The sequence below is a fragment of the Belliella baltica DSM 15883 genome (genome assembly GCF_000265405.1).
Lineage (GTDB): Bacteria > Bacteroidota > Bacteroidia > Cytophagales > Cyclobacteriaceae > Belliella > Belliella baltica.
The window spans coordinates 3,548,367-3,569,997 of sequence record NC_018010.1 but is presented as its reverse complement, the minus strand read 5'-3'; the positions used below and the strand labels follow the sequence as shown (position 1 = coordinate 3,569,997).

Sequence of the window (21,631 nt, the reverse complement as noted above, 5' to 3'; positions counted from 1 at the left end):
GGCCGGTTATTTAGCGATGGATAGCTTCGACCAATACCCCTTGCCTGCTGGCAATAGTGATTTCAATACCGAATAGCTCCGTGTAGCCAGATCGTAGCTGACCAAATCTTCCGAGCCGTCGGGGTTCGCCCGGATAAACTCCTTTGGTGCTTTAGCCCGCTCGTCGCGGTAGAACATGGGGACACCCATTGAAAAAGCTTTCCTGTGGATTTTTTCGGTGAGCTCTGCTGTTTTCTCGTTTGTCCCGGCAACCGTCAACCCATTGGGCATCAACTGGTCAAGGTTTCTTTTTTCGTTCTCCCTATCGGATTGCAGGCTATCGAAGTAGTCAAAGAATTTCGAACCTGTTTTCAGACTTTCCTTTAATTCCCGGATATCGTCGGCAGGGATAAGCACCCCTGACAATGTACCTTTTTCGTCCCTTATTTCCTTTAGTTTCATAACGTCTGTATTCATGCCTGTTACAAATTTAATCATTTTATGGTTCATTTTGAATTCTTGTTTTTTTGCTTTTTCAATCGGTTTAATCTTTCGGTTGCCCGCTCTGCCTTTTCCTTGGATTGCCTTGCCGCTTCTTCTGCTTTGATAATGGCAAATAATCTTGCTTCTTCCTGTTCCACCCATGCTGCCAATTTCTTCGGGCTCTCATGGTAAAAAGTATCCACGTCCAAGAACACTTTCGGGTATATCAATTTGACTGTCCGGATTTTAATATCGCTGCTTTGTAAAGCTAAGTTATTCCTCCAAAGCTGTACGCTGGCTAAAAGAGAGGAAATCGTAATAAAAACCAGGGCAATACCGGTAATTATATAGGGTTGCTGCCTGCCCGTAAACCGATGTACTATTTCGGTCTTCATCTTTTGTGGAAATTCCTTTATCAGTGTCTCCTGCATGATCTGTTGCTCGCTGATAGCTGTAACGAGGTTACTGCTGGCGGTAGCCAGCTTACTCATGGATGCTTTCAGTCCGGCAAGCGTTTCATCCTTTACGATATGCTCCAATTTTCCATTGATGCTTGCCAATTCCGCCGAATAGTCCTTGGCTTCGGATTGCTGTTTTTCGATCTGTTGCATACGTCCGTCCATACTCACCATTACGTCCTGTATGTCTTTTAGGGTGACCTGTAATTCCTGTTCGTTCATTTCTTTAATGTTTTATCTGCTGATTCCTCTTGATTGTTCTTGCTCCGGTTTCTTCTTTTTCCTGCGCCATATCGGGTCGGGATCGGGTTCTATCGAAGCGGGCATGTCCAACAGGTCACCAAGCAGACCCAATCCCGTTTCGTATGCCTCCGACCGCTGTTCCTGTTGTTCGAGTACCTCCCTTATCTGGTCGGCAAGTGTAGGGTTCTCCGTGATGGAGTGCGTTATTCCCATTGCCCGGTTTTCGCTTAGCTGTTTCTCCATCCCTGCAAAGCTGAATTTTCGGTCGATTGCCGAGCCTTTGAACTTCACGCCGTCCTTTTCAAAGGAAATGCCCTGCACTTCATTTGTACCGCTACGGTACTTGTAATGCATCCCGATGCCCTGCCTTGCAAGCATCGTTTCCACCTGCTTCCATGTGGTGGCTTTCGCCATCACGGATTTAAGCGAATCGTGTATGGCATAACGAAGTTTGTCGTTGCCCCGAAGTGCCTGCCTGTTAACCTTTGCCTTGCCCTTGCCAAGATGGTAGCCGTATCGCTCCGTTATTTCCCTGCATATCTTTCGGCTTTTGTGCCAATGGTTATAATTGCCAATGGTCTTCCCCTCATTATCTACACGGTTGTACACGATATGCAAGTGCGGGTGCTTCTTGTCTGAATGAAGTACGGTAACGTATTGGGTATTCTTGATGCCCATCTTCTCCATGTATTCCCGTGCGTGCTGTGCCATTTTCTCTAAGGTAAGTTTATCCCCGTCCTCGTTGCTCCAACTTAGCACGGTATGCCCCACGGCATTGCCAAGCTGTGGGCGCATCTTGCGCTGTGTGTTGAGGTCGGCAATAATCGCCTTGATACTGTAATCCCTAACACCTGCCGAATCCAGAACAAAAGACTTTTCACGTTCCAACAGGTAACGCACGCAACCGCCGAAACTCTTGCCCGTGATTACCTTAGCTATCATCCCTGCCCATCCTTTCCATTAACCGCTCCACTTCGTTGAGTAACCCGCGCAGATTCGTCATGATTGACACAAGCCCTCCCTTGTGCGCAAGCTTGGTCAACTGGTTGAGGTTGTTCGCCATGCCCGATAATGTGCGCAGGTGTCCTGTTTCTTTTTCTGACAGCCTCGGTCGTATCACGGCAACCTTTGCGGACTGCCGAAACCAATCGCTTATCCGCATGCCCGCATTTCTTGCTTTCCCTGCAATCGCCAAACGTTCGGTCGGGGTCAAGCGGACAACGAGCGAAACGCTTCGGGTTATCGCCTTTTTCGGACGGCCACGCTTGCGTGTTTTTCCGTCCGTTTTCTTTTCATTCGCCAATTTTTTCATTGGCGAGCCTCCCCAAGTTTACGGCCTGCGACCATCGGGAGCATCCGCCGTTTCCCACACCGCGGAGCGTGGGGGAACGGTTTTTTGCATTGCAAAAAAATAAACTTGCTCCCTACAGGGCGACAAAGGTTTACCTTTGGAGTACTGACGACGGACTGTATGTCTTTCCGGTGGTCTTTCCGGCAATCTTTCGGAAAGAAACAGCTACTTATCTGCTTATACAGATAGATAGCTAACAGTATAGCTGGATATATCACTATATCATTGTTTCGATATATCATTATTTCATCCCCTCTCTGCTTTTTGCATATACTATTCTCCATCGTCACCTCCCTCCATCAGCTTTTGGATATCTTCGTATTTGTAGTACATGAGTCCGCCGATTTTCTTGAACGGCAGCGTGCCGTTCACCCGTAGGTTTTGAAGTGTGCCTGCGGATATGCCGAGCAGTTTGCGCACCTCAAAACTTTTAAGCCATGCCCTCGGTTCGTGTTCCTGTCGTCTTGGGTGAGGATGGTGCTTTCTGATTTCCTCGAACAGTTCCTTTTTGAATTTTTCGAGGTCATCCCTCGTGATAAGCTCTACATTCATCTTTCCTCCTTTTTGTTATCGTTAAAAACTCTGTTATCCTGCGGACGGAAACACATGGTACATTTCCGACCGCTTTCGATACAAAAAAATAGAATAGGGCAATACGGTCATGACCATTGCTTCCCGAATGGTCATTTTTGACATGCTTCTGTATTGGCTTACAGAAGATTAAGAAATCGGTTAGGTTTAGGTTGATTTTTTAAGTATATCGGTATCACCGCCTTTTTTTCGCAGGAACAATATCGAAAAGCTTATTTTTTGACGGGATTTCGGCGTATTTTTCTTTCAGATCTTTTAGGTCTGCGGGAAAATACCGCCGTATGGTATCTATACTGATAGGTTGCTTATCTTCTCGGAAATATCGGCATATCATCTTTACCCATACTATACCGAATTGGGCGAAAGCGAGTTCACGCCCGTCTTTCAGTTCCTGTTTCCTTAGTTTTACAAAAAGGTCAACTACCGTTAAAACGTAACTCTCGGGGATATTGATAAATCCCTCCGTTTCGAGTTTTTGAGCTTCTTTAAGTTCTTGGGTGAGTTGTTCCACGACCCCCTTTAATTCTTTAATCTCGCTTTCCTTTTCCGCTATAATTTCGTCTTTCGTCTTGGTGGTGTTCCATTGGTCTATCAAAACGAGATAATCAAGGAATGCCCTTAGCATTTTTTTCTGTTGTACGATGCTCTTGTGCTTTGACTTGGATTCCCGTTTATCGTCCGCTATGAGCTTGTTAAGTTCATCGCTCGCAATATCGTTCACGTGTCTGAAAAATTCGATTTCGGTCGCTTCTTCATTCTCCTGCAAAAAGAATTGCAGATGGTGGTCATAATATGCGCCAAATTCATCCTGTGTGCGCTCGTAAAGCCTTTTTAGAAAATGCAGGTCATAATGTCCTTTCCACCAAAAGAAAGGCATACCGATATCAAACGGATTCTGTGCTTTCCCAAATCGGGGGCGAATCTTAAAATATGCTCTCTCTTTCATAATCCTATCTGTTTTACCGTGACCAACATTCCTACCTTACCGGTATCAATGGAAAGAGGTAGCACCTTTGTACTACCTCTAACAAATATACTGAATTTGAACTGTTTAGGGGAATGGCGGTCTTTTTAGCTTCCCGATGCCATGCGCTCCTGCAACCTGCCCATGTCCTCGCTCAACTTGCTTTCCACTACTTTGGCATAAATCTGTGTGGTTCGGATGCTCGTGTGTCCGAGCATCTTGCTCACCGATTCAATGGGTACGCCGTTGCTCAATGTGACCGTAGTGGCAAACGTGTGCCGTGCGATATGGAACGTAAGGTCTTTGTTTATTTCGCATATCTCCGCTATTTCCTTTAGGTAGCCGTTCATCCGTTGGTTGGAGATGACAGGGAATACCGTTCCGTTACTGACCGCTCTTGGGTCATCGCTATATTTTTCCATCAGTTCCCTTGCCTTTGGCAATAGGGGGATACGGACACTCGTGTCGGTCTTTGCCCTGCTTGTAAATATCCAGAGGTTACCATCGATGCCTGTAATGATGTTATCGGGCGTAAGTTCGGCAAGGTCAATATAGGCAAGCCCCGTGTAGCAACTGAAAACGAACATATCCAATACCTGTTGCAAACGCTCAACCCTAAACCGTTTCTTTTCGAGCTTGGCAAGTTCCTGCTTTGTTAGGCTTTCACGTTCCACTTTGTCAAAATGTTTCCTAAACTTCGCAAATGGGTCTTTTGCAAGCCAATCCATCGTGACCGCCATGTTTACCATCTTGCGGAGACGCTCGATGTGCTTCATGATACCGTTGTTGTTCAACGGTCGGTGGTGGTCTTTCGGTTTATAGGTACGCAGGTAATGTTCAAAATCGGAGATAAACGTATAGCTTAGTTCCGAAAGTGCCATATCTGTACGGCGGTACTTTTCTTTCAGAAAGCATTTGATATAGCTTTGCGTGGTATAATAGTTCTTCATCGTACCGTGTGCAAGTTTGCTCCCCTGCTCATTATTATGGTACTCCATCAGACCGCCGAGCGTTGGCTCTGATTTTGAAGCCCCCGTTACACGTTCACGGATGACCGTACCATCTACCGTATTTCCCGATAATACCAATTCTTGGTAGGCATCAATGATTTTTGCCTTGAAGCGGTCAAGGAAGCGGTTAAGTTCTGCCGTCTCTTGACGGCTTCCCTTTGCCAAGCCCTTTTTTGCATCCCATCCCGAAACGGCTACGGAACGTTTGATGGATATTTCCGTGCGTTTTCCGTTCACCGTTACCCTTGCATAGATGGGAGTCGTTCCCTGCGCTGTTGTTTTCTGTTTCTTGAGGTAAAAGACAACCCCGAATGTGCAATTTTGTGCTTTCATATCAACTTACTTTAATGGTTGCATATCCGTGTTCTGGCACTATTTGCTCGGATTTGATATAAAAAGGGGTCACCAATCGGTAAAATCCTTGTATCAAACAGCTACAAAAAGCATCAAAACAAACAACTACAACAAACTGATTTTTAGATATTGAACCATTTCTGGTGACCCAAAATTAGGAATAGAAAATGGGTAACCGAATAGGTCACCTTTTCTTTGGTTTTACTTGAACAATTTGGGGTAATAAAAAATAAATAACCCCTCTAATCATACAATTAGAGGGGTTTTGACCGCCTTTGTAGGCTTCTCGGTCGGGGTGGCAGGATTCGAACCTACGACCTCCTCGTCCCAAACGAGGCGCGATACCGGGCTACGCTACACCCCGATTTTGGTACCAGTGCAGAGAGTGGGGGATTCGAACCCTGTCCACAACTGTCTATTTTCCAATTAATTACATTATTGTATTTTTGCCTACGCCACGATTGACGCTTTGGGTCTGAACCTGCTTTTCAAATTCTAGAGTAAATTTAAGGTATTTGATGATAATTTAAAATTAAGTTAAGAATTATTAACCCATTTTAACCACCAATCAGCAATTTAATCATATAGATTTTAATTTGGCTATCGATTTTTTTATCAGAAATACCCTTTCAATTTCTCTCAATTTTCCCTTTTATCATCCAGATCTCGACTTGGTTTGATTGAAAATTTGTAGTAGAAAGAGCTGCAACTTCGTCATTGCCTAAATCGGTTATCGAATTCCATTTTGCTTCTTTGGAGAAAGGAACGTTAAACGGCCTAGTTGGATTTAAGAAATTTGAAGGGGTTTCACTGATGACTACTTCCATTGTGGATAATTCCCAATTATTGGATCTGTTTTCTGTTGTTTGGTACGAAAGGATAAATAATCCTGTTTGGGTTCTGATCAAATATGGAGCACCTGCATACACACTGTTTGGCAATTGGTCAGCTAATGCATTATACCGATTAAGTGAATTACCATTCACTGGAAACTGCCAATTATCTTGGAGAGAATTTTTAATTATATAGGGTTTAAATTGACCACTTATATTGTCTTCAATCGAGACATAAATATTTTCTCCGTCATGTACGGGAACAGGCATCCCATCCCGATGTCCTTCCCGATAGCTGGCCCTAAGGAAATCTTCTGTCCAAGTGTGTCCGTTGTCTTTAGAGGTTATAATTGAAATTTCTTGGTCATTGTTATTGGGAAATGGAGTTTCATTTGCAAAATAGATTTGAATATCACCATTGGGCAAAGCCAAAAATGCAGGTTCCCAACATCCGTTGTCAAACCTGTTACCTCCTTTATATACAATGTCATCATTTGTCCAATTTACACCATTGTCAAGGCTCCTTTTGATTGCGATAGAAAACGGATAAATGCCATCGGCTGTAGGGCGTAAATTTGTTGCCAATAAAATATCACCATTTTCCAGTTGAATTATTTCTGGATTTGTGGCCCTGACCAAGACGGAATTCCCATTTTCCGGATGATTGAATAAAAAACTTCGAAAAGCCACACCTAAATCTTCCCATTGGATTCCGTCAGTACTTCTTTTAACTTTAATGTCCCCATTGAAATTTTCATATACCAGGAGCAGGGATTTATCCTTCAAAACCCTCATTCTGGGATAATATCCTTCTGAGGAAATTCTTCTAAGGGAAGTTTGGTCCCAAATGATTCTTAATCCTTTTTCTTTTTCTTCCTCTTGGAATGGGTCACTTGTTTCAGACTGACAGGAAATAGAAAATATCAGGAATAAGAATGGTAAAAAAAGGATTGAATTTTTCATGGAATTTCGGAGTTTATTTACAGTTCGATTGGATTATATGTCCCGTGAAAATTCCGGGAATAATTAGACCAAACTTAACCTAATAGCCTAAAACTAATTATTCGAATTTTATCGAAATTGTTTCAATTCGTATCATTCAAAAAAATATTGACTGATGTACTTAAATTAATTATAATGGTGCGATAGGTAATGGTTACGAATTGACTCGGGTATGGGGCTGTTTTCTTGAATTTAGATACTCAGTAGGGGTTGAGCCAAATTGTTTTTGGAAATTCCTGCTGAAACTGTTCTGGGAATTATACCCGACCAAAGTTGCTATTTCATAGATTTTTAAATTACCCTCAGACAATAACTCTGCTGCTTTTTTCAACCTTGCCAAGTTAATCAGTTCATTGGGAGTAAGGTCAGAAACTGCTTTGATTTTCCTGTAAAGGGTAGGCCGGCTCATGTTCATTTTGTCGGCAAGGTAATCTACATTGAGTTCGGGATCAGCGATTTTATTGATGATAATTTCATTTAATGTTTCAAGAAATTCCTCATCAGCTTTGGAATATGCAATTGTTTTGATGTGAGCCAATGGAGAACTGGCATAAAATTCTTTGATCTTGGTTTTGTTCAAAAGCAGGTTTGCAATCTGAACTCTTAAATGATCAGGAGAAAATGGTTTTTCCATATAGGCATCTGCTCCGGATTCCAGTCCTTCTATCCTTGATTGGAGGGTTGATTTTGCTGTCAGCAGAATTATGGGGATGTGGCTGTAATCAATATTTGATTTAAGAAATCTGCAGAGACTTATTCCATCCATTGCAGGCATGGTTATATCACTCACTACAAGTTGGATGGAAGACGATTTCAATATACTGAGGGCTGATTCTCCATCCAAAGCTTTGTAGATTTGGTAATCATTTGAGAGCTCCTCAGCTATAAAATCCAATAATTCCCGATTGTCTTCAACCAGAAGTATGGCCGGTTTTCCGGTCTCCATTAGCTCAGGGATATGTATTTCTACTTCCTCATTATCCAATGGTGAAGCTTCTTCCAGAAGCTCAAATTTCCGGTCTTGGTTCAAGGGCATTTTTACCATAAATACGTTCAGGTTTTCTTCTGGTTTTTCCAATGTAAGAATGCCCGAATGGAGTTCTACCAAACTTTTTGCCAAAGGCAATCCTATACCTGTTCCCGAAACATTCTCAGTCTGGGTCGCCCTGTAAAATGGTGTGAAGATTTTTTCCCTGTCCCCTTCCTCAATCAGGTGTCCGTCATTTTTGACGGTGATGCAAAAGCTTCCGTTTTCCGGATTGCTTTCCAAATGGATTTCAACACGGTCCTCCGAAAATTTCAGGGCATTATTGAATAGATTGCTGAGGACTTTTGTAAATGCTTCGTGGTCTATATAGGCAAACAAAGGTACTTCGGGCAATACTATTTTGACAAATAATTTTTTCTGTTCCGCAATGGGGCCAAACCTGAAATATGTACCCTTGACCAATTCCACCAGATTGACTTTTACAAAACTGAGGCTGAAATCTTTGTTTTCGGTTTTGCGGAAGTCCATCAATTGGTTGACCAAATCCAAGAGTCTGGAAGTGTTTTTTTCCATGACCAGTAAATAGTCCTTCATTTGAGGGACTCCAGGTGCCATATCTATTACTTTTTCCAAGGGACCTTTAATCAGAGTCAGTGGGGTTCTGATTTCATGTGCTATATTGGTGAAAAACTTGATTTTTGCATTATAAATTTCCTTTTCTTTCTCCCTTTCAAGCATGTTGATTTTTTCCCTGTTCTTCTTCTCAGAACTTTTATGGTAAGAATACACTAAATAGCAAGTGAGTGAAAGTCCCAGCAAAAAGTAAAATATGTAAGCCCATACCGTTGCCCAGAATGGAGGAGAAATGATGATTTCCAGCTTTCTGGTATCCTCATTCCAGATACCGCTACTGTTTGAGGCTTTTACCAAAAATGTGTAATTCCCAGGACGTAGTTTGGTGAAAAACACCTTCCTGTTGGTTTTGATATAGGTCCAGTCCTTGTCAAATCCATCCAATTTAAATGCATATTCGGCAATTTCCGGAGCTGTATAACTCAATGCAGCAAAGTCGATGCTGAAAGAAGACTCATCATGCCTGAGTTTTATTTTGTCCATGAATGAAATTGAGTTGTACAGGGGAGAATTCTTTACACCTATTGGCATTTCTTCATTGTGGACTTGAAAACCTGTCAAAAATACAGGAGGGACATAATTGTTTTGGATGAACTCGGCATGATCAAAACTAACAAGACCTTTGACGGAACCAAAATACATTTTGCCGTTTTCGTCCATAAATGATGAACTGTAATTTAATTGGTCACTGAGTAAGCCATGGTCTTTGGTAAATATTTCGGTTTCCATTGTTTCAGGATCAAATCGAACAAGGCCTTTGGAGGTGCTTACCCATAATTTATGATTACTGTCCTCTTCAACTCTATAGATCACATTACTGGGAAAACCATGTTCCATTGAAAATCTTACGACAGATTTATTTTTGGAATCCAACTTGTTAAGTCCATCAGAAGTAGATATCCATAGGTTTTTTTTACTGTCTTCAAAAATCCCGTTGATGGCATCACTGCTAATGTTCGGTTGGTGGTCAGAATCTTTTTTGTAAAAACCCTTACTGTCAGTGATTGGGTCATAAAAATAGAGCCCATCTCTGTAACTGCCCGCCCAAAAAATACCATTACTGTCTTCCTTTAAGCAGGTGTAATGAAGGTTTTCCGGAAAGGAACTCAGGATAGCGAAATTGTCCATGTCCGCTATGTATTCCAGTATTCCTGAATTGGTTGCAAGGTAAATTTTGCGGTCACTGCTTTGGTGCAGGGCATAGATGAAATCGTGCTTCAATGATCCGGGCTTATTGTCGGCAGTGTATTTCCTGATTACTTTTCCGGATTTTACATCCAAAACATTCAGTCCATGAAAAAATGTACCGACCCACAACTCGTCTCCTACCAGCATCAATCCATGTATGTTGTAATGTGAAAGTTTTCCGTTTTCCCCGGTAAAAGGGTAATTGATAAATTCATTCCGGACCGGATCATATTTGTTCAGCCCGGCATCTTCTGTTCCGATCCAAAGGTTGCCATAACGGTCTTTCCGAATTTCCCTGACAGCATTTCCACTGATTGAATTCTCACCGGTCTTTGGAAAAAATCTTTTGAAGGGCGTATACTGCTTTGGGAAGTAATTGACCCCACCAAAATAGCTGCCTGCCCAAACTCCGCCTTCATTGTCCTTGAGCAATGCATAAAGGGCATTGTCAGAAAGAGAAAATGGATCATTGTTGTTTTTGCGGAGATTTTTTATGGATTCTTTTTCCAGGTCAAGTATGTATAACCCTGACTCGGTTGCTGCCCAAAATTCTGTGTCCGAAACCTTGATAAAATCCCTGACAAAAAGGCCCGAGTTGTCACCGCTCTGCGAAATGTAATCTTTATACTCACCATTGATGGGATTGAATACCTTGATTCCCTGGCTTTGTGTTCCGATTAGAATCTTGGTTATATCACCATAGTACAGTTTTTCAATTGCTTTATTGCTTACTTGTTCTGAGTTTGCGAAGACATCTACTCCCACAAAGCTGTCAGTTTCGGGGTCATATCTATTGATCAATCCATTGGTAGAAGCAGCCCAGATGTTTCCGGTTTTGTCCATGCACAGTGACATGGCCTCAAAATGTGATTTTGGATCATAAGCTTTGATTTTGTTGCTTACTTTTTCTTTTCTGTGTAAAGTAAACCCAGCAATAAACCATAAATTTCCATTGATATCTTCTTTGATCTCCCTGATATAGCTGTTGGTACTGACAGGGACAATTTCAAAATTTTCTTTTCTTTTATCATATATGTACAAACCCCTATCTGTACCTACCCAAATATAATCTTTACCCACATACAGGGAAATAATAAAATTACTTCCCAGGCTGTTGGGGTCATTTTCAGTGTACCTGAATGTCTTGAACTGATAACCGTCAAACCTGTTGAGACCATCCTTGGTGCCAAACCACATAAAGCCTTCTTTGTCCTGGACAATAGAAGTGACCGTGTTGTGTGACAGTCCCTGTTCGACCTGGTAGTGTTTAAAATAATAAGGATCGCCCAGTGCCAGTTTCCAGCCAATGGTTACAAGAAGCAAGGTAAGGTAAAAGCGCATTTTGGGTCTTGTTGTTTCGGCTACCAAATTACAAAGTAAATCCTAACAAATCGACCCACCCACATTGAGATTGTCTCACAATTTGCCCTAAATGAGGATTGTTGAGGGAAATTGAGAAGGATTGAAGGTAAAATGATAAAAGTTGAAAGTTCAAAAAGAGGCTTATACACTAAGTTTGATTTGCTGTATTTGGGTAGGGAGGATTGATCTTAATAGATTCTCCAAAACCAAATCCGCAATTAACAACCCTAAATAATCATATTATGAAAAGAAGCATTACAATGTTATTTGTAAGGAGGAAAGCTGTCCTTGCAATTGGTTTTCTTTACTTTTCTTCATTGGGTATCGCCCGGGCTTCAAATACAGTCCATGTCCACACACCTTTGAACCTAGAACCCAAAAGTCTAATTGAAGCAGTGTTTGACCTGACTTTAAGAGGCAAGGTAATAGATGAGGAAGGTGTCGGGATTCCTGGTGCTACTGTACTCCTAAAAGGCAGCAGTATTGGAGTCGCCACAGATATTGATGGCAATTACAGTTTGACGGTTCCTGATGGAAACGAAAGTGGAACCATCGTTTTTTCATTTATTGGCTATACTACAAAAGAAATTCCAATCCAAAACAGAACAGAGATCAACATCACCTTGGAAATGGATACCAAATCCATGGAAGAGGTGGTTGTCATAGGTTATGGTACACAGCAGAAAAAAGACCTGACTGGTGCCGTGGCAGTGGTCAACAGAGATGAATTGCAAAAACGACAGGCCACCACCGTGGGTGAAGCACTTCAAGGACTAGCAACAGGCGTAAACGTAAGGGGGGGAGGCCGCCCGGGATCTGAAGCCAATGTGGTCATTAGGGGATTGAACAATTTCAGCAATGCCAGCCCACTGTATGTAATAGATGGTATGATTACCACTGCCAACAGGGATTTTAATCCCAATGATATTGAGTCGATTCAGATTTTGAAAGATGCATCCGCAGCTGCCATATATGGCTCCCGGGCGGCCAATGGTGTGATCATCATCACGACCAAAAGAGGCAAGGATGGCCCCATGAATGTAGAGCTTTCATCAAGCAACAGTATCCAGATGCTTCCAAGATTTGACCTGGCAGAAACAGATGAATTTATCCGGCTCAACAATATGGCCTATGACAATGCCGGACTTCCAAGGCAGAACCTGGATCCGACCATCAATACGGATTGGCAGGATGCGGCATTCCTGAATGGAAGTATGAATGACTTCAATGCCACGATTTCGGGAGGAGGTCAAAGTGGCAGCTACCTGATTTCAGGTAATTACTTCGGCAACAAAGGCGCTGTGATAGGGACTGGATTTGACCGGTATAGCTTAAGAGTAAATACCCAGGGAAATAAAGGGATTTTTAGCATTGGTCAGAATTTGGCCATCAGTCATTCCTCTACGGATGAAATCGCTGGCAATCCGATAGCGGATGTGACCAGAATGCTTCCGACTATTCCAGTTTACGATGAAAACAATCCCGGAGGTTTTGGATATGGAAGTCCTGCCAGGGGCAATACATTTGGATCCAACCCTGTGGCCACTGCCAACCTTCAGGATAGGCAAAACCGTAATTTGAGGATCAGGGGCAATCTTTGGTCTGAAGTCAAAATCCATCCTTCATTGACTTATAGGCTAAACCTTGGATTGGATACAAGCCATGATAATTTCAGGTTTTTGAGAAAAGAAGGAAACTGGACTCAAAACCAGCCCTATGATCCGGCCATATATGAAGAAAACAGAGCTGAATACTTTGATGGACTGGTGGAGAACACACTGGCCTTTGACAGGACTTTTGGCAATCATACCTTCAAAGCTCTTGCAGGACATACTTACCAGCATATTCAGTATTCGCAGATTTGGGGCAACAAGAGAAATATACCAAGAAACTCCTTGGGTGATTATTACACTGTATTGGATCAAGGTGATACTCCTGCATTGGGTGGATTTAGACAAGAGGCTGCACTGCTTTCCTACTTGGGAAGAATCGAATACAGCTATGCTGACAAATACCTCATCAATGCCGTCATCCGTAGAGATGGTACTTCCAGACTATCCAGAGACAATAGGTGGGGGACTTTTCCATCGATATCGGGTGCGTGGAGGATCAGTGAAGAAGGATTTTATTCCTCCGAAATTGTGGAGGATCTGAAAATCAGGGCAAGTTATGGAAAGCTGGGTAGCAGCAATATAGGATATTGGGACTATTTGAACCTTGTAAATATCTTTCCTACCATAGCCATGGGAATGGATCAGAATATTATTCCCGGTGCCACCCAGGTCAGATTGGCAAACCAAAACCTGAGATGGGAAATCCTGACACAACAGAATTATGGTGTAGATGCAGGATTCTTCAGAAATAAACTGACCGTATCGGCTGAGTATTTTATCTCAGTGACTGAGGATGTATTGACAAATATGCCGATTCCAAGGACTACCGGAAATGATGGAGTGGATCCATTTGTAAACGCAGCATCTTTGAGAAACAAGGGCTTTGAATTTACAGCCACATTTAGGGAAGCAGCCAAGCCGCTCAACTACTATGTGACAGCAAATTTGACAACACTCAACAATGAGGTTTTGTCTTTGGGATATGGCAGAAACGACATTTACTCGGGCAATACCGTCACTGAAATCGGTCAGCCGATCGGGATGTGGTTTGTATTGGAAACGGATGGGATTTTTCAGAGTGCCGAAGAAGTTCAAAACCATACCAACTCACAGGGACAGGTCATCCAACCCAATGCCCAGCCCGGGGATATCAGGTTCAAAGACAACAATGATGACGGACAGATTACCAATGAAGACAAAGCAGTAGTGGGGAGTCCTTGGCCCAATTATGAGTTGGGTCTGAACATGGGAGCTTCTTACAAGGGTTTTGATTTCAGCATGCAATGGTTCGGATCTTTTGGAGCGACAGTTTATAATGGTTACAGAAGTTTGGTAGACCGGTTTGACGACAATAGTAATTACAGAAGGGGGGTGCAGCCATGGACCCCTGAAAATCCCACCAATGATTTCCCAAGGGTAATTGCAGCATCCACACTCAATTCAAGAGGAGATACAGACCGATGGTTGGAGGATGGTAGCTTTTTCAGACTGAAGCTGATCCGACTGGGATATAATGTTCCCGTTTCAATTGTTGAGAAAATTGGATTTTCGAATGCCCAGGTTTCCATTTCAGGACAAAATCTTATCACCTTCACTAGGTACACCGGATTGGATCCGGAATTTCAAAACAACAATATTTTCCAGAGGGGAGTTGACAATTACGCTTTTCCAAACCTGAAAATGTACACTGTTGGCCTACAATTAGGATTTTAATTTAATACCCAGAATATCATGAAAAAGATCATATATAAAATTCTCATTCTTGTTGTTACTTTCCAATTTGTTTCGTGTAACGATGACTTATTGGATATTCCAAACCCCAATACATTGACCCAAGCTGAATTTTGGCAAACAGAGGAGGATGCCAGATTGGGGGTCAATGCCATTTATGCCATGTTTTATAAGCCGGGGTTGTGGTCCAGGTGGATATATTTCAGACTTGACCTGACATCTGATGAAGGCTTTAGCTCTAGTCCATGGTTGGAATTGGGAGATTGGACAAGGTTCCAATACATCAATTTCAATTTCTGGGAGGGAAATGTCCAAACCTGGCGGGATACCTATAAAGCCATATGGAGATGTAATCAAGTTTTGGCCAATCTTCCAAATATAGAATTTCAAAATCAACAGGAAAAAAACCGCCTTTTGGCAGAGGCACATTTTATGAGGGCCTTGCATTATTATTATGCGGCATTGTTATGGGAAAATATCCCCATTGTTCTTGATCCTTCCCAGCCTGAGGACTTGCCAGAACAAAAACCGCTTCAGGAAGTGTGGATGCAGATTGAGGATGATTTGAACATTGCCATGCAATCTTTACCAGTATCCTTTGATGCATCCAATATCGGAAGACCTACAAAGGGTGCTGTCAAGGCATTTCAGGCTAGGGCATTTATGCAGCAACAAAAATGGCAACAAGCAAAGGAGGCTTTGGATTATTTCTTTGTTGGCGAAGGGGCTGGAAAATATTCTTTAGTTGATAATTATCAGGATAATTTTACGCACTTAAATGAAAACAACTCCGAATCTGTTTTTGAAATTCAATTTTCAGATGTAAACAGAGGTGGGGATGGCGAAGGACCAAATGCGACTATGAGCACCAATAGACCTCAGTTTTTTGCGCCTAATGGAATTGGTTGGTCAGATGGAGAGGCTAGACCATGGATTGTAGATGCATTTAAAAGTGAGTTGACAATTGACGGGGAGCTGGATATTAGGCTTAGGCATACACTTTTTTATCCAAATCTTGAAGCAGACTTTGGAGACAAAGTCTATGGAAGGGATTGGCAATGGGGTGAAAGGGTTTATTTCAGAAAATATGCAAGGGATTATTATAGGGAGAATGAAGACTATTTTGCCCAGAACAATTTTAGGATGGTGAGATACGCAGATATCTTACTGTTGTATGCAGAAGTGTTAAATGAACTGGGACAAACTTCAAATGCTTATCAATATGTAAACCAAGTAAGGGCTAGAGTAAAAATGAGACCTTTGGAAACCGCTTACCCTGAAATCGGGAATGATCCCCAACTTTTCCTTGACAGGCTCAAAATGGAAAGAGCATTGGAATTGTTCAGTGAATCTGTTAGATGGGCAGACCTAAAGCGTTGGGGAGATTTAAGTGATCCCCAGAAATTGGCCTTGGTGGCTGCGAGGGATCCGGACTTTAACAATTTTGTGATTGGTAGAAGTATAAGACTGCCTATTCCCCAACAGGAAGTTGAAAACAATCCCAACCTAAATCAAAACCCACAATATTGATTTTCCAAAAAAAGGGGACGAGAAGATCGGTCTACTTGTCCCCCTTTTTCACATTATTTCACTTGATGCATTCTTTCAAAGAAATTCTAAATTCTTAAATCTTGGAATTTTTGTATTGGGTTTGAAAGGGTGTAGGTCAATAATAGGTTTAAAATTAACACACTTACCAAATTTATTATGAAAGTATTGAAAATAGCCCAATCAGGTTTCTACTTACTTGGGATCCTTTTTATGGTTACAGGATGTTTTTCATCCAACTCCAAAAATGAAATTGCAGATAGAGATGAATTGGTGCCTTCCCAACAACAATTATTTTATGCTGACCCTACAATTTTTTTTCATCAGGGGATTTATTACTTGTATGGTACGGTAGAAAATAAGCCTAACAAGGGTTTTGAAGTGTATACATCGTATGACCTGGTGAATTGGGATGGACCATCTGGAGCCAATGATGGATTTGCCTTGAGAAGAGAAGATGTTTTTGGAAACAAAGGTTTCTGGGCTCCACAGGTGTTTGAACACAATGGAAAATTCCATATGGCCTATACTGCCAATGAGAATATTGCTATTGCGACTTCTTCCAGTCCCTTGGGTCCTTTTGTGCAAGAAAACAAAGTAGCCATAGAGGCACCTGTGAAACAAATTGACCCATTTGTGTTTTTTGACGATGACGGCAAGGTTTATATGTATTTTGTAAGACTCACCGATGGAAACAGACTGTTTGTAGCAGAAATGAAACCGGATTTAAGTGGTATTCTGGAACATACTGCCAAAGAATGTATTTCAGCTGAGGAGGAATGGGAAAATACCCAGCAAGTTAATTGGCCAGTAGCTGAAGGGCCAACTATCATCAAGCACAATGGTCTTTACTATTTCATTTATTCCACGAATGACTTTAGAAACCCGGATTATGCAGTAGGTTATGCAGTTAGTGACAATCCGATTGGGCCATGGGAAAAAGTCCCCCAGAACCCTATTTTGAATAGAATGCATGTGGGGGAAAATGGCACAGGTCATGGAGATTTGTTTAAAGATGGGAACGGTGATTGGCATTATGTATTGCATACGCATTATTCTTCCACAACCCCCAATCCGAGAAAGACAGCGATTATCAAAGTAGCATTTAAAGAAAGCGAACAAATGAACACTTATGATGAAATAGTTTTTGATTACAAGTCTTTTCGTTTTCTCTTTGAGGATTAACCAATAGTAGTATTTAAAAATTTAACCAGGGTCCAAAAAGTTGAGTAGAGGCCCTAAATTACAAATTGATATGAAAAAATTTAATTTCATTTTATTCATTATAATAGGTCTAATTGCTTTTATTTCCTGCGATCTAAAAAGCAAACAGGAACATGTAAAGGAACCGTCATCTTCAAGCCTTTGGACCAAAGAACAAGCAAACTCATGGTATTTAAAGCAGGGTTGGCTTGTTGGAAGCAATTACAACCCAGCCTCTGCAATCAACCAACTGGAAATGTGGCAGGCTGACGATTTTGATGGGGAAAGCATAGAAAAAGAATTGGGATGGGCCAGGGAATTGGGAATGAATACAATGCGGGTTTATCTTCATGACCTGCTATGGGAACAGGATTCTACAGGGTTATTGGAAAGGATGGACACATTTCTCGACATTGCCTCCTCCCATGATATCCGACCTTTGTTTGTATTTTTTGATTCTTGTTGGGATCCTTTTCCCAGTACTGGAAAACAAAGAGACCCACGACCCCATGTGCACAATTCAGGTTGGGTTCAGAGTCCTGGATATTATGCACTGGAAGACAAATCACAATATCCCCGATTGGAAAAGTATGTGAAAGGAGTTGTAAAGAGATTTGCAAAGGATGAAAGAATTCTAGGTTGGGACATTTGGAACGAGCCTGACAACGATACCGGGAATTCATACAGAGCTGTGGATTTACCTCAAAAAGAAAAATATGTGCTTCCACTTTTGGATAAAGCTTTTGGTTGGGCAAGATCACAAAACCCAATCCAACCACTCACATCCGGGTTATGGGTAGGGGATTGGTCTTCCCATGAAAGCCTCACCGACCTTCAAAGGCTTCAGGTGGAACAATCTGATATAATAACTTTCCATAATTATGATGATCCGCTGGAATTTGAAAAAAGAATAAAGTGGTTGCTTCGATACGAAAGGCCTCTCCTATGTACAGAATACATGGCACGGCCTAACGGAAGCACATTTGAGGGATTTTTGAAAATAGCCAAAAAATACAATATCGGTATGTACAATTGGGGGTTTGTGGATGGAAAAACCCAGACCAAATATCCTTGGGACAGTTGGGTAAAGGAATATACCGATGAACCTGAGCTCTGGTTTCATGAAATATTAAGAGAGGATGGCAGTCCTTACAAACAAGAAGAGGTAGAACTTATCAAAAAAATGACAGCCTCTGAAAGCGCATTGTAAGACTTTAAAATCCAAAATATGAAAGATTTGAAAAATGTATTTTTGATAAAAAAGTATAATGTGCTATTGGTATTTATTTTGTTGGGCTTATGTAAAAATACTTTTGGATTTCAAGATGACAAAATACCTAATCCGGTTCTTCCCGGGGTAGCAGATGCGGGTGTTATCAGGTTCAATGGTGAATATTACATTGGGGGTGTTTTTACCAACGGAGGGGTTTATCGCTCTTCGGACCTGGTGAATTGGAAAGGTCCGACCCATGTTTTTTCTATGGACAATGCATGGACATTTGGACCAGCTTCAGCAGACCGAGAGATCCATGCCAATGATTTCAATTATGTCAATGGTGTTTTTCACCTTTATTGGTCTGTCAATTATTGGGGCAAGGATCAGCATGCAGTCCATGTTGGCCATGCCACTTCTAAGAATATTTTAGGACCCTATGTAGAACCGGTAAAAGATAGTTGGTTTGAAAACAGGATAGATCCCGCGCTTTTTATTGATGATGACGGGGTCCCATATTTCTATTTAGTAAAATTCACAGATGGAAACACCATATGGGGAAGAAAGATGTCAGATCCATGGACTTTTGATGGAGAGCCTGTCTATATGTTTTCTTCTCTTCAAAATACGTGGGAGACTATGGACAACAGAGTGGCTGAAGGTCCTTGGGTACTGAAATACAGGGATAACTACTATATGGTCTATAATACCAACCATACTGCCACTAGGTGGGGCAATTATATGTTTGGAGTATCCCAGGCCAATGGACCATTGGGATTTCACCATGGAAACAAATATCCCCATCCTGTAATGACTTCCAATCAGTTTGATATCGAGGATAAGTATGTGGACTTGCTCAGATATAATAGTAATACCTCAAATGATTTCAAATTTACAGAAAACAAACCTGCCCAAGGATGGCAGAACAATGGAAGCGTTTCTCAAAATTGGAAGGTTGGAAAATTGGGTTTAGGTTCGGAGAGGACCATAAATTCATCAACCAGAAATACCAGAACATCTTGGGATTCGGGTGAAGTTTGGGTACATAAAGATTTCGAGCACAAAACAGTTCAAGGTAATCTGGCACTTCGTATCCATCATGATGGGGAGACTACAGTATTTCTGAACGGCAGGGAAATTTACAGTCAAGAGCAGCCGGACTTTATCATAGTGAATTTAGATTCCCGCGCTATGGGATCACTGGTGGAGGGTCAAAATCTTTTGGCAGTCCATAGCAAAAAAGGGGCTCGTTCGGGTTTTCTAGACTTTTCTTTATTTGCAATGCAGGAAGATAGGGCGGATGATATTTTGTTTTCACCGGGACAGCCAAATGTACTGAAAGGGCCAAACGGCTTTGAATGGTGGATGATTTACATGGCCAATAAAAATAGAGAAAGAAGAGGGCAGTATATCACCAGGATAAACTTCTTCGACAAAAAACTCAATATCCAACCCATAAGTAGCTCAAATACCCCAGGGCATCATCCACTTCCTTCGCAACCAACTTTTCAGGATTTGTTTGACTATAATGAGGTTTCCATATTTCATAACAATTGGGCCACAGTTGGAGGAAAATGGGATCTTGAGGGCGAAGCCATTCGTCAGTCCACTGTTACTGATGCTTCTGCTTGGATAAAGAGCAAAAAAGCCAAGAATTATTTTTTTGAAGCCAATGTGAAAATAAATGACATTGCAGCAAGTGAAGCGGGTATTTATCCATGGTATAGGGATGAGAAAAATTGGGTTAAATTTTCTTTGAGACCGAAACAAAAACTTTTGGCTTTAGAAGCCATGATGGATGGAAGGTCGGTTTTGGAAACAGTTCCAGTGGCTAAAGACTTCGACTTTCAGGCATACAACAAACTATCTGTTTATAAGAATGACCATGAAGTTCAATTCTTGGTTAACGATCTCCCCACCCAAATGAAGTATAACCATAACGGTTTAGGCCTTGAGGGGATTCCCGGAATCTTTACCTCGGGTGCTCAAGTCACCTTTGATGGGGTGGTTTATACAATAGGTTGGGATGAATATGACCATCAAATCAAAGGTTGGGTTTCTGAGTCCCTTTCCTCAAACAAGACTTTGGAATGGAAAGTGGATGAAAATGGTATTTCCTCTCCATATGACAAGGGAAATCATGTGGTTGTTAAAGGAGATGCTTTGGAAGCTTATGAACTCAGTGCACAGATGACTTTTGTCGAAGGACACGGGAAGGCTGGAATTATGCCTGTCTATATCAATGATAAAAATTACTTGAAAGCTGGAATTGACCCTAAATCACAAAGTATTGAAATTGAAGGTCTAGTTGATGGGGCCGTAATACAGTCCATAAAAATCCCCCTTGAAAAAGAGCAAAGTTATTTTGTTGACATGAGTTATTCAGATTTTATGGAAAAACAATTCAATTTTGACCATGCTACAATGATTGATGCCATTAGGGTCAATAAGCTTCCTGTAGATCAAGATGAGGCTCCGATCGAAGATATTTTAGACAGGGTTAATATTTCCTATAAAAAAGGAAATGATTGGATTCTATTGGATGCTTATCAAAAAGTGGATTCAGATCATCCTGGTTTTTCCAAAATTTCATTTACACCTGTAATGGCTGAGGGCCTAAGAATGGTCAATAAAGTTCCTGAAGACCAAAATCGGTATATATATAAAATCTGGGTAAATGAACTGTACCGAAAATCCCACCATCTCAAAGCTGAAAAGCAAATGGATAAAATTCACTTTTGGGTGGATGGGAATGAGGTAATGCAAATGCCAATTAAATACCCATCCTCAAAAGTTGGATTGTATTCCGAAAATAGTAGAGTGATTTTTAATGGAATCACGGTCTTTGACAAAGAAAAACAATGATATGGCATAATAATCAACA

Annotated in this window: 14 protein-coding genes and 1 tRNA gene; 5 read left to right on the top strand and 10 right to left on the bottom strand. The window is 41.5% G+C overall.

Annotated elements, in window-relative coordinates; all coding sequences use genetic code 11:
* Window positions 1–6 precede the first annotated feature (6 nt).
* The 10 genes from BELBA_RS16160 to BELBA_RS16110 form a co-directional block, all read right to left on the bottom strand.
* Window positions 7–456 carry a hypothetical protein gene (locus tag BELBA_RS16160; protein WP_157466112.1) on the bottom strand — a complete coding sequence of 150 codons (450 nt, stop codon included), beginning with the start codon at window positions 454–456 and terminating at the stop codon, window positions 7–9.
* 29 nt (window positions 457–485) lie between these two features.
* Entirely contained in the window at window positions 486–1,142 is a 657-nt protein-coding gene (locus tag BELBA_RS16155) for a hypothetical protein (RefSeq protein WP_014773748.1), read from the bottom strand.
* Between the two features lie 12 nt (window positions 1,143–1,154).
* Window positions 1,155–2,105 (bottom strand): relaxase/mobilization nuclease domain-containing protein, encoded by a 951-nt coding sequence (locus tag BELBA_RS16150; protein WP_014773747.1) that lies wholly within the window; start codon window positions 2,103–2,105, stop codon window positions 1,155–1,157.
* Window positions 2,095–2,475, bottom strand: a complete 381-nt coding sequence (locus BELBA_RS16145; protein WP_014773746.1) for a plasmid mobilization protein — start codon at window positions 2,473–2,475, stop codon at window positions 2,095–2,097. The genes BELBA_RS16150 and BELBA_RS16145 overlap by 11 nt, the downstream gene beginning before the upstream one ends.
* Window positions 2,476–2,787: 312 nt before the next feature.
* On the bottom strand, window positions 2,788–3,066 hold the full coding sequence (locus BELBA_RS16135; protein ID WP_014773745.1) for a helix-turn-helix domain-containing protein: 279 nt from the start codon (window positions 3,064–3,066) through the stop codon (window positions 2,788–2,790).
* A gap of 214 nt (window positions 3,067–3,280) precedes the next feature.
* Complete coding sequence (locus tag BELBA_RS16130; RefSeq protein WP_014773744.1) at window positions 3,281–4,051, bottom strand: hypothetical protein; 771 nt, start codon at window positions 4,049–4,051, stop codon at window positions 3,281–3,283.
* A 125-nt stretch (window positions 4,052–4,176) separates the two neighbouring features.
* The gene (locus tag BELBA_RS16125; protein WP_014773743.1) at window positions 4,177–5,412 is read right to left on the bottom strand and encodes a site-specific integrase; all 1,236 of its coding nucleotides are present in this window, start codon (window positions 5,410–5,412) and stop codon (window positions 4,177–4,179) included.
* A gap of 311 nt (window positions 5,413–5,723) precedes the next feature.
* Window positions 5,724–5,797 (bottom strand) — tRNA-Pro (locus tag BELBA_RS16120).
* A 265-nt stretch (window positions 5,798–6,062) separates the two neighbouring features.
* A complete protein-coding gene (locus BELBA_RS16115) occupies window positions 6,063–7,229 on the bottom strand; it encodes a sialidase family protein (RefSeq protein ID WP_014773742.1) in 1,167 nt (388 codons plus the stop codon).
* A 193-nt stretch (window positions 7,230–7,422) separates the two neighbouring features.
* A complete protein-coding gene (locus tag BELBA_RS16110) occupies window positions 7,423–11,418 on the bottom strand; it encodes a hybrid sensor histidine kinase/response regulator transcription factor (protein WP_014773741.1) in 3,996 nt (1,331 codons plus the stop codon).
* A 263-nt stretch (window positions 11,419–11,681) separates the two neighbouring features.
* Between BELBA_RS16110 and BELBA_RS16105 the strand changes: the two genes are divergently transcribed.
* From BELBA_RS16105 to BELBA_RS16085, 5 genes are all read left to right on the top strand, one after another.
* Window positions 11,682–14,765: a SusC/RagA family TonB-linked outer membrane protein gene (locus BELBA_RS16105; protein ID WP_211208397.1), complete on the top strand. Its 3,084-nt coding sequence runs from the start codon at window positions 11,682–11,684 to the stop codon at window positions 14,763–14,765.
* Between the two features lie 18 nt (window positions 14,766–14,783).
* Window positions 14,784–16,313: a RagB/SusD family nutrient uptake outer membrane protein gene (locus tag BELBA_RS16100; protein ID WP_014773739.1), complete on the top strand. Its 1,530-nt coding sequence runs from the start codon at window positions 14,784–14,786 to the stop codon at window positions 16,311–16,313.
* A gap of 177 nt (window positions 16,314–16,490) precedes the next feature.
* A complete protein-coding gene (locus BELBA_RS16095) occupies window positions 16,491–17,516 on the top strand; it encodes a glycoside hydrolase family 43 protein (protein WP_014773738.1) in 1,026 nt (341 codons plus the stop codon).
* Between the two features lie 70 nt (window positions 17,517–17,586).
* Window positions 17,587–18,744, top strand: coding sequence for a cellulase family glycosylhydrolase (locus BELBA_RS16090; RefSeq protein WP_014773737.1), 1,158 nt, complete (start codon window positions 17,587–17,589; stop codon window positions 18,742–18,744).
* A gap of 18 nt (window positions 18,745–18,762) precedes the next feature.
* Window positions 18,763–21,612: a glycoside hydrolase family 43 protein gene (locus BELBA_RS16085; RefSeq protein ID WP_014773736.1), complete on the top strand. Its 2,850-nt coding sequence runs from the start codon at window positions 18,763–18,765 to the stop codon at window positions 21,610–21,612.
* The last annotated feature ends 19 nt before the right edge of the window (window positions 21,613–21,631 follow it).